This is a genomic window from Mucilaginibacter sp. NFR10 (assembly GCF_900100445.1).
Lineage (GTDB): Bacteria > Bacteroidota > Bacteroidia > Sphingobacteriales > Sphingobacteriaceae > Mucilaginibacter > Mucilaginibacter rubeus.
The window spans coordinates 468,090-482,666 of record NZ_FMTV01000002.1; the positions used below are offsets into that span (position 1 = coordinate 468,090).

The 14,577-nt window shown below is 42.2% G+C and carries 14 protein-coding genes; 8 read left to right on the plus strand and 6 right to left on the minus strand.

What is annotated here, in order from left to right; genetic code table 11:
* The first annotated feature begins 246 nt into the window (after positions 1–246).
* The 7 genes from BLP33_RS09850 to BLP33_RS09880 all read left to right on the plus strand — a co-directional run bounded on the left by BLP33_RS09850 (position 247) and on the right by BLP33_RS09880 (position 6,007).
* The gene (locus BLP33_RS09850; RefSeq protein WP_090527029.1) at positions 247–1,320 is read left to right on the plus strand and encodes an NHL repeat-containing protein; all 1,074 of its coding nucleotides are present in this window, start codon (positions 247–249) and stop codon (positions 1,318–1,320) included.
* A gap of 79 nt (positions 1,321–1,399) precedes the next feature.
* A complete protein-coding gene (locus tag BLP33_RS09855) occupies positions 1,400–2,044 on the plus strand; it encodes an HAD family hydrolase (protein WP_090527031.1) in 645 nt (214 codons plus the stop codon).
* A 229-nt stretch (positions 2,045–2,273) separates the two neighbouring features.
* Positions 2,274–3,248 carry an ABC transporter substrate-binding protein gene (locus tag BLP33_RS09860; RefSeq protein ID WP_090527033.1) on the plus strand — a complete coding sequence of 325 codons (975 nt, stop codon included), beginning with the start codon at positions 2,274–2,276 and terminating at the stop codon, positions 3,246–3,248.
* Positions 3,249–4,118, plus strand: coding sequence for an ABC transporter permease (locus BLP33_RS09865; RefSeq protein WP_090527035.1), 870 nt, complete (start codon positions 3,249–3,251; stop codon positions 4,116–4,118).
* Positions 4,115–4,864 carry an ABC transporter ATP-binding protein gene (locus BLP33_RS09870; RefSeq protein ID WP_090527037.1) on the plus strand — a complete coding sequence of 250 codons (750 nt, stop codon included), beginning with the start codon at positions 4,115–4,117 and terminating at the stop codon, positions 4,862–4,864. Before BLP33_RS09865 ends, BLP33_RS09870 begins: the two co-directional genes overlap by 4 nt.
* A 34-nt stretch (positions 4,865–4,898) precedes the next feature.
* Positions 4,899–5,144 (plus strand): hypothetical protein, encoded by a 246-nt coding sequence (locus BLP33_RS09875; protein WP_139159969.1) that lies wholly within the window; start codon positions 4,899–4,901, stop codon positions 5,142–5,144.
* Between the two features lie 341 nt (positions 5,145–5,485).
* Positions 5,486–6,007, plus strand: coding sequence for a tetratricopeptide repeat protein (locus BLP33_RS09880; protein ID WP_090527040.1), 522 nt, complete (start codon positions 5,486–5,488; stop codon positions 6,005–6,007).
* 174 nt (positions 6,008–6,181) lie between these two features.
* Here BLP33_RS09880 and ctlX read toward each other — a convergent pair whose 3' ends face one another.
* From ctlX to BLP33_RS09910, 6 genes are all read right to left on the minus strand, one after another.
* On the minus strand, positions 6,182–7,099 hold the full coding sequence (ctlX, locus tag BLP33_RS09885; protein ID WP_090527648.1) for a citrulline utilization hydrolase CtlX: 918 nt from the start codon (positions 7,097–7,099) through the stop codon (positions 6,182–6,184).
* Positions 7,100–7,189: 90 nt separating this feature from the next.
* A complete protein-coding gene (locus tag BLP33_RS09890) occupies positions 7,190–8,635 on the minus strand; it encodes an arginine deiminase family protein (protein ID WP_090527042.1) in 1,446 nt (481 codons plus the stop codon).
* Positions 8,636–8,777: 142 nt separating this feature from the next.
* A complete protein-coding gene (locus BLP33_RS09895; protein WP_090527044.1) occupies positions 8,778–9,092 on the minus strand; it encodes a hypothetical protein in 315 nt (104 codons plus the stop codon).
* A gap of 66 nt (positions 9,093–9,158) precedes the next feature.
* The gene (locus BLP33_RS09900; protein WP_090527046.1) at positions 9,159–9,932 is read right to left on the minus strand and encodes a helix-turn-helix transcriptional regulator; all 774 of its coding nucleotides are present in this window, start codon (positions 9,930–9,932) and stop codon (positions 9,159–9,161) included.
* A 61-nt stretch (positions 9,933–9,993) separates the two neighbouring features.
* Positions 9,994–12,483, minus strand: a complete 2,490-nt coding sequence (gene priA / locus BLP33_RS09905) for a replication restart helicase PriA (protein WP_090527048.1) — start codon at positions 12,481–12,483, stop codon at positions 9,994–9,996.
* A gap of 6 nt (positions 12,484–12,489) precedes the next feature.
* Positions 12,490–12,879 (minus strand): DUF423 domain-containing protein, encoded by a 390-nt coding sequence (locus tag BLP33_RS09910; RefSeq protein WP_090527050.1) that lies wholly within the window; start codon positions 12,877–12,879, stop codon positions 12,490–12,492.
* Positions 12,880–12,965: 86 nt separating this feature from the next.
* On the opposite strand from BLP33_RS09910, the gene BLP33_RS09915 reads away from it, so the two are divergent.
* Positions 12,966–14,555 carry a hypothetical protein gene (locus BLP33_RS09915; protein WP_090527052.1) on the plus strand — a complete coding sequence of 530 codons (1,590 nt, stop codon included), beginning with the start codon at positions 12,966–12,968 and terminating at the stop codon, positions 14,553–14,555.
* The last annotated feature ends 22 nt before the right edge of the window (positions 14,556–14,577 follow it).

The window sequence follows — 14,577 nt, forward strand, 5'->3', positions numbered from 1 at the left end:
ACAGATGAATAGTTAAATGTAGAAAGAAAATTTGATATAACGTTATAAGATCGATAAAAAAAATTAAACTTTTTACACTGTTACAAACAGCAGTTTATCTTCGTAATCTTGTTTAAAAGATGAATAAATTTTCAGTTGTGATATTAGTGTTTAATCAGGTTAGCCTTTCCTGATTTTAATTAATTTGGCTCACTACATTTATCTACAATAAAACCAATTAAGAGGTCATCGATCTAAAACTACATTATGAAAAAAACTCAATTAGCCTTTTTTAAAGTGACCATATCATGCCTAATAGTTTTACTTGCTGTTTCCGCATGCTCAAAAAAAAATAATGACAATGCTCCCCAGGCGCTAAAGGTTGTAGTAAGCACATTTGCAGGCAATATAAATCCGGGCAAAGCTGATGGCACCGGAACGACAGCGTCTTTTAACAGGCCCAGCGGTATGATCACAGATGCAGCAGGCAATATCTATGTAGCTGATGCTGGCAATAACCTGATCCGTAAAATAACCCCGGCTGGTGTAGTTACTACTTTTGCCGGGAGTGGTGCGCAGGGAGACACTGACGGTATTGGTACCGCTGCCAGTTTTAACAATCCTCAGGATATAACACTGGATGGGAACGGTAACTTATATGTAGCCGAAAGTACAGGTAAAGTGGTCAGGAAAATAACTTCGGCAGGTGCTGTTACTACATTGGCGGGGGGAGGGGCGAACGGGGTTGATGGTGCAGGCACAGCTGCAGGCTTCAGTGCGCCAACCGGAATAGCGGTAGATGGAAGTGGAAATTTATTTGTTGCCGATGTTTATAAGATCCGTAAAATAACTCCGGCCGGTGTTGTGACTACGTTTGCAGGTTCGGGTGTAAGTGGCTCAGCAAATGGAACAGGAACTGCAGCAAGTTTTTCACAGGTTACAGGTATTGTAATTGGTTTGTCGGGTAACCTCTACGTAACAGATTTGGGCAATAACATGATTAGGAAGATTACTTCTGATGGCGTTGTTTCGACATTGGCCGGTAACGGAATCAAAGGCTCGGCAGATGGTGCTGGTAATACTGCTACTTTTAACGCACCTGTAAGTATAACCGCCGACAATCAGGGTAACATTTATGTAGGGGATTCAGACCATTTTATCAGGGCTGTTGATACTTTTGGACAGGTTACCACAGTTGCGGGTACAGGTTTTTCGGGATTGGCCGATGGAGAGGGTTCTAAGGCAAGTTTCTCAGTTCCTTATGGCCTGTCTGTAGGAGTAGGGAAGGTTTATGTGGCTGATACTTTTAATAATATGATAAGGGTACTTACAGCTCAATAACCTCATATCTCTTTACTTCCTAAATTAACATCAATCTGATAGCCGGCAGGAATAAAAAACCTTTACTTTTGCCGGCGATATGAATGATTCGCTTAAAAATAAATACGACAGCATAATTTTTGACCTTGACGGTACACTTTGGGATAGCACTGCAAACGTAGCTCTTGCTTGGCAGGCAGCTATAAGCAAGGTTGATTACATTAAAGAGGAAATGACGCAGGAACGTGTGCGTTCCATCACCGGAATGACCTACGATGCCATTTTTGATAAATTATTCCCGGAACTAAATATTGAGCAACGTAAAGAAGTACAATCGCTTTGTGCTGTCAGCGAACTGGAAATATTACATACCAAAGGAGGGGAGCTTTATCCGCAATTGGTAGAAACGCTTAAATACCTTGCTGCAAATTATAAACTTTATATCGTGAGTAATTGCCAAAACGGTTATATCGAACTGTTTTTGGATCTGAACCAATTGCATGGCCATTTTCTTGGGCATCAGTGTTTTGGCACAAAAGGAAACCCTAAGGCCGATAATATCAAAGATGTAGTAAACGACCACCAATTGAAAGCTCCGGTTTACGTAGGTGACACCATGGGCGATTATAATGCCGCCAAACAAGCCGGTGTACCTTTTATTTTTGCAAATTATGGTTTTGGCGTTGTGCCTGATGGCATGGTAGCAACTATCAGTAATTTTGCCGGCCTTAAAGAGCTGCTTTAAAATTATTGTGTTTTAATCATATTAGGGTTGAATAGTTGTTAGCTCATTACCCGGAAAGGTAATGCAGTAAATTATTATATATAATTAACCGACTTTCACAATCGGCTTGCCGGCTTGGCTTTGTGTGTTCTGCTTTAAGCTTTCGTATAATGATAATCTTATTGTAAAACAATTTTCGGCTTTTGCCATTGTACTTTCAGCTTTACGGCTAAAAAGTTAATTTAGTAAAATGAAGTTTATCAAATATCTGCCGGTAGCTATATTACTTGTTTTTTTTGTATCCTGTAAGCCCAAAACCAAATCAATGCAGGTGCCTGTAGTTGGTTTTGTTGATGCTTTTGAAGATGCCACCATATCACAGGCCCGCAAAGGCTTTACTGATGCCTTGAACAAAAATGGTTTCAGCGAAGAAAAAAAGACCGTGCAGATTGAGTACAGCAATGCCCAGGGCGATATCCCAACGCTTACACAGATAGTTAACCACTTTGTTACTGATAGTGTTAACCTGCTGGCAACGTGTACAACGCTATCAACGGTAACAGCGCTTCAAAAAACAAAATATATCCCGGTTTTTGCCATGGTATCCCCAACTGCCGAACGCATGAAGGTAACTGATGCCAACGGGAAAGCGCCCGCCAACCTTTTCGGTGCGGTAGAAGAGCTAAATTATATCGATACTTCGTTTAGCATTATTCCCAAACTACTTAAGCCTAAAGGCGCAAAACTGGTTATCGGGATGATCTATAATCAGTCGGAGCCGCAATCGGCCGATGCCTTAAACCGTATTAAATCATTGGCCGCAGGACTAAACGTTGATATTGTTGCGCTTCCGTTAAATACATCTGCCGATGCGCAGTTGGTTACGCAGTCGCTGCTAAGTAAAAACATCGACGCCTTTTTTGCTAATCCGGACAATACCGTTTTTGCATCTTTTGAAACTATCCTTAAAAATTGTAATCAAAAAAACATCCCGATTTTTACAAGCGAAGCAGGTTTGGTACAGCGTGGAGCCGTCGCTGCTTTTGGGGCTGATATTTATCAATGGGGGTACCAAGCCGGCGAGCAGGCAGCCCAATTTCTTAAAACTCATAAAACCGATGGCCTGCAACCCGAAATGGTAAAGGTCAGAAAGAGGGTATATAACCCGGCTGCTGCTAAAAAATACAATATTACCATTCCGCCAAATTTTGAGCCTGTAAAATAAATGGATTTTTACCTTACCGCTTTACTGCAGGGCCTATGCTTTTCGGCCATAGCGCTGGGGATTTATATATCCATGAAAATCTTCAATATTCCGGATATCACAACCGATGGCAGTTATACACTGGGTGGCGTGGTTACGGCAGTATTGCTGACCAATCATCAGCCTGCCTATGTTATTTTACCTGCTGTGCTTTTGGCAGGCGCAGCAGCGGGGGCACTTACCGGCATTATTCATACCAAATTAAAGATCAATGCACTGCTGGCCGGCATCCTGGTTATGACGGCGCTTTACTCAGTTAACCTTACTATTTTAGGCCGCTCAAATTTACCGCTTATCAATTTGCCTTCGTTATTTACTATAGTAAGTGTTGTGAGCGACCCTAATCAAAATACATTCTGGATCCTTGCCATTTTTGTTATCGTGATCACTTTTCTGATCGGCTACCTGCTCAAAACCGATTTTGGCATAGCCATGCGGGCTACAGGTAACAGTGAATCCATGATCCGTTCATTAGGCGTAAATACCGACAGGATGAAAATTACCGGGCTGGCACTGGCCAATGCGCTCACGGCTTTGAGCGGTTACCTGGTAGCCCAGTTCCAGGGTTTTACAGATATCAGCATGGGTATTGGGATTGTGATAGTAGGGTTAGGATCGGTGATCATTGCCGAAACATTAATTAATTGGTTTAAGCTTACCTCAGTATGGTTAAGTCTGGTATTGGTATTAGCAGGGGCAGTGATATTTCAGCTGGTTTTGGCATTTACACTCTCAGTTGGTGTCGACCCTAAATTACTTAAAATAGTTACCGCCGGTTTTGTGCTGGTAATTGTAAGCTTGCCGCGTTTATCCTTATTAAGATCATCATGATAACGATAACCGACGTACATAAAATATTTAATAAAGGTAAGGCTAACCAGGTAAACGCGGTTAATGGCGTTACGCTGGAGATACAAAGCGGTGAGTTTTTGGTGATAGTTGGTTCTAATGGCTCAGGCAAGACCACGATGCTTAATTTAATTGCCGGCAGCGTATCGCCCGATAACGGCACTATAAGCATCGATGGTAACGATGTAACCAACATGCCTGATTATAAACGCAGCCAATGGATCGCGAGGGTATTCCAAAACCCTTTGAGTGGTACTGCGCCAGATCTTAGTATTTTAGATAATTTCCGGCTGGCATCTATCCGCACAAAAAGAAAAGGTTTATCCGTTGGGGTAAATGACGCTTTTAAAAAACAGGTGCAGGAAAAAGTAGCCGTCCTTGGCATGGGTTTGCAGGATAAGATAGAACAGCCGATGGGTACTTTATCGGGCGGGCAGCGGCAGGCGCTTACCCTGCTGATGAGTGTAATGGATAGTTGTAAAGTTTTATTGCTGGACGAACCTACCGCGGCCCTCGATCCACGCTCGGCCGACGTGGTTATGCGGACAGCTGATACACTGATCCGCGATTTTAATTTAACGGCAGTATTCATTACGCATAATTTGAAGGATGCTTTTAATTATGGCACACGAATAATACAAATGGGCGAGGGGTTGATTATTAACGACTTATCTGGCGCGGGCAAAGCTTCTTTAAAACAAAGCGACTTGTTCGACTGGTTTGCATAAAAATTGGCAAAGTAATTGTATAGCTACCCGTACTATGAAAAATAATAATTTTGAAACCATATCCGACGCTTACCAGTTAGTAAACGGTGCGAAAATAAAAGGCAAAAAGCACGACGAAATATTTGAACTTGGCGCATATGATGCCCTTAAACGCGGCTATGTACTTTACCCGCTTGAACACGGCGTTAAGTTTGATGATTTCAGCGTCATGATCTCTGAAAAAGAATTAAAAAACAACTTCCTGATTGAGGCAGTTAAACAAAACGCAATAGCAGCTTGATTTTAGGCTGCTATTTTTTCACATTGCTTTTTCAAGTCATATAAAGTCAATAAACCTCATGCACAGAGTATTGGGCTGTGCATGAACACTTCTTCTCTTGCTTTTCTCGTTCAATAATTGTAAGTTTGTATTCATAAAGTACAAACCGATGCTGTTTAATAAATCAATCTGCTCAACAATAATGTGGCCCATGGTGTCACAGCAGAAGGGTTTTGTGTCGATAATTCTCTTCTCTACTCCGGTGTAGTGCTTTCGAAGCATCCAAACCGATCCTGCATTTACCACATTAGTATAACATTAAGCCTTACATAAACGTAAGCCTAACTGAATTTGAAATTTATATGGACAATTATTATTCAATAGAAGAAAAGTACCTCCAGGCTGTTGATGAACTATCGTTCGGAGAGACACCTAAGGGCTTAAACATATTAAACCAGATCATTACAGATGAGCCATTTTTTGCAAGGGCGCATTACCAGTTAGGGATGATCTACTATTACAAGATCCAGGATTACCAAACCGCAGGTTATCATTTTAAAACCTGTATGGAGCTGGAGCCATCTTTTCCGGATAATTACACCCATTATCTTGACCTGGTAGTATTCCTGGGAATGGATAAGCTGGTTTCAACAATTTCGGCCCAGGCTTTAACCACACCGGGAGTGAACAAGGCCCGCACCTTTGAGCTGCTTGGTTTATTTTATGAAAAGCAAAAGGACTGGAATAAATCCTTAGGCTATTACCAGGAAGCCTTTATGGAAGTGACCGAAAAAGACGAGCGTAAAGACATTGAAGATAGTTTTAAACGCGTACGCTCAAAAATGAAGCAAAAACAGGCTTACCTCTATTTCATTACAGAATAAACTTAAATAGCTGTTTAATTGGATACTTAACGAATAGGCCCCTGACGAAGGGGCTTATTCGTTAGTAAAAAATCCTAATTAATAACGTATGTTTAAGGATAAGTACCTGCTTATGCATATCGTCATAATGATAATTCTTTATCTCTGCAGTGCCTTCGCTCGATAGCTGCTAAGTTAAATAGTCGGTAAATGCACCTCTGCCATCATACACCTTGCGCTGCCGCCGCCGTTTGTTTCAATTGTATTGATATCAGCATGAACCAATTTGCCATACTGTTGTAAAGCGGAACGCTGCGCCTCAGTTAAAGCGCTAAAAGCATTTTGCGACATCACGATCAAAGTATCACCGGCTTTGTTCTGCACCTCCAGCATATTGCCTGCAAACTGGCTCATCTGCTCAAAAGTGATTTCAATAATTTCTTTGTGCGATGATTTTAACGATTCGATAACCGTTATTCTTTCATGCGGGTTAGGAATACTGTTTAGGCAGATCACCGCGAACCGGCTGCCGATGCACATCAATACATTGGTATGATAAATAGCCTTGCCTTTTTCATCTACAGCTTCAAAACTAATGGGCTGATAACCCGATTGCTCACAGAAATAATTAAGCACATCTTTATCTGTTCGGGGAGACAAACAGGCGTATGCTATTTTATTCTCCCTGTCAAGTACCATGCTGCCGGTGCCTTCCAGAAAGCGGTGCTCGTGCTCAAAACGGCTCAGGTCAATTACATGGGCTACTTTAAATTTATCCTCCAGGTCAGTTATGATATCTTCCCTGCGCTCAAGCCGGCGGTTTTCGGCCTGCATGGGGTAAAGGAAAATGCCGCCATCGTTGTGAAAAGATACCCAGTTGTTAGGAAATATTGAATCGGGTGTATAGGGCTGTGGGGTGTCATCTACAACGCTAACATCTACGCCATTATGGCGCAAAATGTTAACCATACTATTAAACTCACTCAAGGCTCTTTCCTGTACGCCATTTTTTTCGGCATCAGGGTTTTGGAAAGCATTGCTTGCAGCGGTTTCTTCGTTAAACCCGAAATTAACCGGGCGGATCATTAATATATGTGATGTTGATTGACTCATGATTTTTGTCATTATTTCATTGAGTCATTGAGTCATTTTTTTTAAATCATGCAAAGCAATGACTTAATGACCAGATGACTCAATGATAAATTAAATTACAGTGTCCCTGAATACCGGCATGCTCATGCAATGGAAACCACCGCGGGCACGGGAAAGTTCGGCTGAAGGCATTAATATCAGCGTATCAGTCAAACTTTGCGGATCAAGTTCATTATTCTCAAATTTTTGAAGCAGTTCGGCTACCCGGATCACATTAAAACCGCCTTCTTTAAAAGCCTCTACAGTTTTATCATTCCGATCATATCCAACAACAACGCCTTCTTTTAGGGCAAGCAGGTTGCAGGAGTCTGTCCATTGTTCACGGGCATCAAAGGGGAAGGTGTTGTTGCCCGAGTAAATAAACTTGGTTTTTACACCGCTTTTGAGATCGTTCTCGCTGATGTCGGAAAGCAGGTCCTCAATACAACCAAATAGCCTTGGTTTTTTATCTTTTTCAAACTGTACAATTTCTGCCCGTTCTTTTTGTTTTTTATCAGCAAACCATGATATCGGCTCCCGTTCCTCAATGGGGGCTTCGGCCACCGCAAGCGAGCGGAGTAGTACCCAGGTATCGCGCTTTACCTGCGTAAAAACAGTATCGATATGCATATAATCACGCTTGTTTGGAATTTTTACGATGGTTACCTTCTTCAGTACATCGTGTTCAAACAACAGCCTGATAGCTTCATTAGCCCCGCTGACAGATGTCCGCTCGCTGCAGCCGATCACTAAATGATCGGGACTTACCATCATCACATCGCCGCCTTCTAAAGTTGTGCGGCCTTCCGCGTCTTCGCCCGGGCGTAAAAAATGCTGCGCGGTTTCAGGAATCTCCAAAATATTATCGCGATAAGCCTCAAACAGCGGATGATTGAAAAATATGTAACGCATCAGCAAAGTTTCGCGGAAACGGGCTTTCTTTGCCGGCTTGTTGAGCAGCATATGATTATTCACTGCTATACCCAGATCCCTCGAAAAAATAAGGTTGGGGATAGGGGCAAAGATCATTTCTTCAGTTGTTAACGAGCCCGAAATAAAGATCTTGGCCAGCTCAATCGGGTCGGTATCGGTAAGCTGCTGTTGTAAACGGTAATTGCAGCTTTCAACCGCGCATACAGAAGCTACCAGTTTTTTACGGATATCCGGCTGCTGTAAAATATCGGCTAACAGGGTTTGGATCTCGATAACCTTATCTGATGAATGGAAGCCTGCATTATCAGGTTTAAAAAACGAACGGCGGGTAGCTTCATCATCAATTTGATGCAGCTTGCCTTTTATTTTATCCGGGTCAAGAAAATAGAGCAACAGCTTTACGTAGTAATCGTATTCATTCCTGCGTACCGTATCCAGGTGAATTATATCTTCAAAAAGCCAGTCCTGCGCCTTTGAAGGCACAACTTTGCCCAAACCGCTATCCGGACTATGAATAAGCAAAGTGCGGAGTGTGCCAATTTCGGAGGTTACATCTATTTTAAAATCGGAGTTGGTTATTGTCATAAAACACTATAATCGTAACACAAATCTATCAGAAATTAAATTACAAAACGGGCTTACCCGGCAAAATTAGGCCGGGTAATATTTGCCTGTTCTTTTAATTCAATATAAAACGTTTTATGTGTTGATTATATGTTGCTGGTTTCTAATCGGCAATCTCCCGGTAAGTGTTCCTTTCCATGCTTACCTTTAGCCTTTGCAACATCGCCTTCATATCAAAGCCCTGTTGCTGATATAGCTGCTGCACTGCTTCTTTAGCCTTTTGCAAAACATGTTCGTTTTGCCAAATGGCAGTTGTAATGCAAATGAGGTTGCCTTGCTCATCATAACGTTCAAAAGCCCTGTCTTCAATAAAGCCCTCAAGTTTTTTAATAAAATCCCTGTTGACTTTCATGCGTTCTTTAAATTCATGTTGAGCTGTTGCGGGAACAATAAATTGATCTATAAATATCTGTTTCATGATTATCCTTGTTTTTCTTCAAAAATCGGGATAATGGAAGCTCAATACTTGTAAAAAATCATTGATTTACCAGGCTTGCGGTATTTTAAAGAAATCGGTAGGGGGTAACCCTGTAAACAGTTTAAATTCCTTATTGAAATGCGGCTGATCAAAGTACCCGGCTTCTAAAGCTACCTGGCTGAGCGAAACGTTTTTAGGTTTACTATCAACTAACGACCTGATCTTAATAATATTGGAAAACTGCTTTGGCGAAGTACCAACCACTCGCCTGAAGCGTTTTTCAAATGCATCCTGGCTTATATAATGTGTATCGGCAAGGTCCTTAATTTTGATCATGCCTTTTGATAAGCGGATCTTTTGCAGGGCAGATATGATCAACTGGTCCTGTTTGTGGCTTTCAATATGTTTAAGCAGAAATTGTTCGGTGATGATTACCCGTTGCTGATTATTGGCAGCTTCTGCCAGTTGTTCTTCAATTAACGCTAATTCACACCGGTCAATAAAGTTATCAAGCGGCAGAGTTGTTTCAAACAATTCATGAAGCGGATTTTTGAAAAACGCTGTCGCGCCGGCTGCTTTAAATAAAACCAACATATTGCCTGTGCCTGATGCGTAATTAATTAGCCTGGGCGATTTTTTTAAGCCGGTGATCAAAGAAGAGGGAAGCTTACCGCTATGTGCCTCGGTAATATCGCTAATCTTGCCACCGTACCTGAATGCCATTACCAGCGATGTATCGGGCAAAATACGATTGACCAGATCATTTGCAGTCTCGATAAAAACGTATTGCCGTATAAAAGGCTTTAGTATTTCGCCGGGCGTAAAGCGTTCAATATGCATTTAACTAAGATACAGAATTTGTTAATCAGAAAATTCCCGCCCGGCACGACTCAAGATTGTATCAATACGGATCAACGTCGGGCTGTACAATACTGCCCGTGCTAAGTTTGGTTGTATAATACTGAGTGATCACATCCCTTAAAACAGTTTTTGCTTTTATGATAGAGATCCCATCCTTCTCAAATTTGAGCATAATGCTTTTAATGTAATAATTGCGGATCCTGCTGATGAGCGGCTGCTCCGGGCCAATCACGCGCTCGCCAAAATGCTCCCGGAGCCGTGCGCCAAGGTACTCTGCCTGGTTATGGAGCACATCGGGATTTTTATGCTTGATATCGAGGTTAATGATCCGGTAGAAGGGGGGGTATTTAAAGCTTTTCCGCTCTTCCATCTCGGTAAAATAAAGATCGGCGTAGTTGTTATCAATCACCTGCTTCAACACCCGGTGATAAATATCATAGGTTTGCACTACTACTTTGCCTTGCTTACCCCGGCGGCCGGCCCTGCCGCTTACCTGTGCAAGTAGTTGATAACCACGCTCATTTGCCCTATAGTCAGGGAATTTCAGCAGGCTATCAGCATTAATAATACCAATAAGTGTCACATCTGAAAAATCAAGCCCTTTGGCCACCATCTGGGTGCCAACCAATATATCTATCCTTTTCTCTTCCAGATCGTTGAGGATAGTTTGCAGGGAGTTCCGTGACCGCGTAGTATCCAGGTCCATCCGGGCAATCCGGGCTTCGGGCAATAAAACGCTCAGTTCATCTTCAATTTTTTCGGTACCGAAGCCTTTATATTCCAAGTGGGTAGATCCGCAGGCGGGGCAAATGGATGGCGTATCTTCCTTGTAACCGCAGTAGTGGCAATGCAGTTTGCCGCTGCTTTTATGATAAGTAAGGCTTACATCGCAGTTGATACATTTTGGAGTATAAGCACATACTTTGCACATCAGGATGGGGGCATATCCGCGGCGGTTTTGGAATAAAATCACCTGCTCTTTATTTTCAAGCGCCTGCTTGATGCCTTCCATCAGTACGCTGGTAAAGTGCGACTGGATAGTTTTTTGTTTGGTTTCGTGAGCGATGCTCACCACCTGCACATCGGGCAGCTCAACGCCGCCAAAGCGTTCGGTGAGCTCTGCAAAACCGTATTTGTGAGTGCGGGCGTTATAGTAGCTTTCAAAGGATGGCGTGGCCGAACCCAAAAGCACTTTACCCTGGTGCATGTTAGCCAAAAAAATCGAGGTGTCGCGTGCGTTGTAGCGCGGCGCCGGATCAAATTGCTTATATGATGTTTCGTGTTCTTCATCAACGATGATCAATCCCAGATCGGCAAAAGGTAAAAACACGGATGACCGCGCGCCGAGCACAATCTTATACTCTCCGCTTAAAACTTTCTGCCAAACCTCAACCCGCTCATTGTCATTAAAACGCGAATGATAAACGCCGATATCAGCACCAAAATACATCCGCAACCTTTCAATAATATGTGTTGTTAGGGCTATTTCAGGCAAAAGGTAAAGTACCTGTCTGCCGCTGCGTACAATCTCTTCTATCAGCCTTACATATAATTGTGTTTTGCCTGACGAGGTTACGCCATGCAACAGCGTTACATCTTTTTCTTTAAACTGCCCGCGGATACTTTGAAGTACCTCCGTTTGCTGTTCGCTCAATTCAAAGTTGTTGCCTTCTTCTCCTTCTTCCTCAAAATGCAGGCGGCTAACGCTCCTGTCTTCCGAAAAGAAGATCTCTTTTTCAATGAGCGATTTAATGCTTGATTCACCTGCACCGCTCTCTTCAATAAGTTCGTTTTTGGTGATGTTTTTTTGATGACGGGAAAGCTTGATGTAAGCTAATAGGGCATCGGCCTGTTTAGGCGCGCGCTTTTCCAATATCGGGAATAGCTCCCGCAGATTATCCTGGTTATTATAAACCGGGTTAAGTGTAATAAAAGTGCGTTTGCGGGGCTTATAACGTTCGTTTACTTCTTCGGATATGTTGATGATGTTTTTTTCAAACATCAGCTTCAATATCGGCATTACAGTTTTCTGTCCCAAAAGCTTGGTAATATCGCTTATGGTAAGCTCCGGTTGAATTTCGAGGGCTTCAACAATTAAAAACTCTTTATCGTGAAGCGTGGCTTTATCTATCTCATATTCCCGGTTAAGCATGATGCGGGTTTCGCTGGCCAGCTTCAATGCCGATGGCAGCGCGGCGTTCATAACTTCGCCTATGTTGCACATATAGTAATCTGCCAGCCACTGCCAAAATTCGAGCTGCTTAGGAGTCACAACCGGGCGGTCATCCAGGATCTCGATGATATATTTTGCTTCGTACTTTTCGGGCGCCAGTTTCCCTATCTCTTTAACGATGGCTGTATAAAGCTTGCTTTTGCCGAACTGCACCACCACTCTTTTGCCAATAGCAATAGCATCATTTTGCTCATAAGGAACCCGGTAGGTGTAGTTTTTTGAAATAGCCAATGGCAAAATCACTTCGGCAAAGAGTGTTTCACGGTCGGTATGTTCAATTTCTGCAAACTCTAACATTGTTTATTATTTGTTGCGGATAGCAGCTAATGCCAGCATCAGCCAGCCCAAAATGAACAACAAACCACCAATGGGTGTAATTGGCCCCATGGCTATAAGCCAGTTCCAGCCAAGCAGATCGCGACATGATAACAGGTACAGCGAGCCTGAAAAAAATATAATGCCGAAAGTGAACAGATAGTAAGCTGCTGATATTAAGCCCCCGCTCTTTTCCCGCGCAAAAACTGCTAAAAAAAGCAAAGCAAATACATGATAGAAGTTGTATTGTACAGCAGTATGCCAAACCTCAAGCTGGGCGGGGGCAAGCAACGCTTTTAAACCGTGGGCTCCAAAAGCGCCGGTGATAACGGCCAGCATACCTAAAAACGAAGCGGTAATAATTATTTGTTTGTTCATGCGATATAAAAAGCTAAGTTAACCAATTGAAAGTATTACTTTAACGCCGTGGGGTAAAATTCTATATTTGCTGCACGCCCCCTGCTATGAAACGACTGATAGTAACCACTATATTTTTGATTATAGCTACCGTGCTGGTAACGGTGTTATATTTTAAAAATTTAAGTCCGCCGGGAGTGCGTACCGGGCAGGTTATGCGCGCTATTCCTGATAATGCGGTGGCAGTATTTGAGTTTGGTAATGAAAAGGGATTTTATGATATTTTTGCCGGCAACCAGCTCTTGAGCACTTTTGTTGGCCCCGGCAAATTACATGAACTTGACACCTTACGCAAGTTGCTTATTGCCTCTCCACAGCTTGATCAATTTTTTACAGGCCAAAACATTTTCGTTTCCCTTCATCCTACAAATAATGATAATATAGACTTGCTCGTAACCACCTCGGCATCAAAAGCTTTTTCGGCAACCATGTTCAATCATTTAACAGGCAATGCCAAAAGCGCTTTACAAATAGCACCTATGCAAATAGCGGCAAGCCAGGGTTATAATATATATGTCAAGTCGCTCAACAAACATTTTTACCTCATTAAAACCGGCGACAATATATTTTCGGGCAGTTTTTCAAAAGATTTGGTTGATCATAGCGCCATCTACCAGCAGGATAAAGGCCATAATGGCTTTGTACTGTTGCCTGAGCAGCAAAACGCCAATTCGCTTGCCAATCTTTATATTAATTACAACCAGCTAAACCCGTTTTTTGATCAGCTGTTCCTTAATAAAACTACCGATCTTTTTAAGAGCTTTAGAATGCTGCCGGCCTATGCGGCATTAAACTTAAATTATAAAAGCGATGCTTTGATGTTTAACGGGTTCACCACTAAACGAAATAATGCAACCAGTTATTTAAACATTTTTTCAGCCCAGCAACCTGTCGAGAATCATTTAAAAGATATTTTCCCGGCTACAACTGCCTACAGCACAAGCTTCGCCGTTTCAGATCCTAAAAAGTTTGAGGCCGACCTTTCACAATGGCATGATAAAGCGGGAGTGGGCAGGGAAAAGAATGAACTTTTGAACAAGGTAAAATCAGAAGCAGGGCTGTTTGTAAAACCTGAGTTTGAAAAGCTGCTCGGTAACGAGTTCGCGATAGTTACCACGCGGTACTTTGAAAAATTTGCCATCATTTCTGTTAGGGATGGCTCAAAGCTTTTTCCGGTGATGATGAACATCAGTAATATGGTTACTGATAAAGTAGGCCAGTTTAATTATGAAAAACTGCCTTTCTTTTTATTGGGGGATGCATTCAGCGTTTTCCGGAAGCCCTACTTTATGATCATTGATAATTATCTCATACTTGCCACGTCGGTATCCGAGTTAGAAAGTTATAACGATACTTACTTCAATCGCAAATTCATCGGCAAAACCGAACAGTATACCCAGTTTGATAATTTGCTGGCCGAAAGGAGCAATGTGGCATTCTTTATTAACTTTAAAAACATACAGCCTGTATTAAAGCGCGATTTAAAAAAAACTTTTTATGATGCTTTTGAAAACAGTGACCCCGGGTGGAAAAATTATTATGGTGCTGCCTTCCAGCTCACCGCATCCGACAAAAACTTTTATACCAATTTTTGTATGCGCCTGAATGTTCCGGATACAAGTACAGTAAAAAAATAAATTTATTTACGTTTACACAACA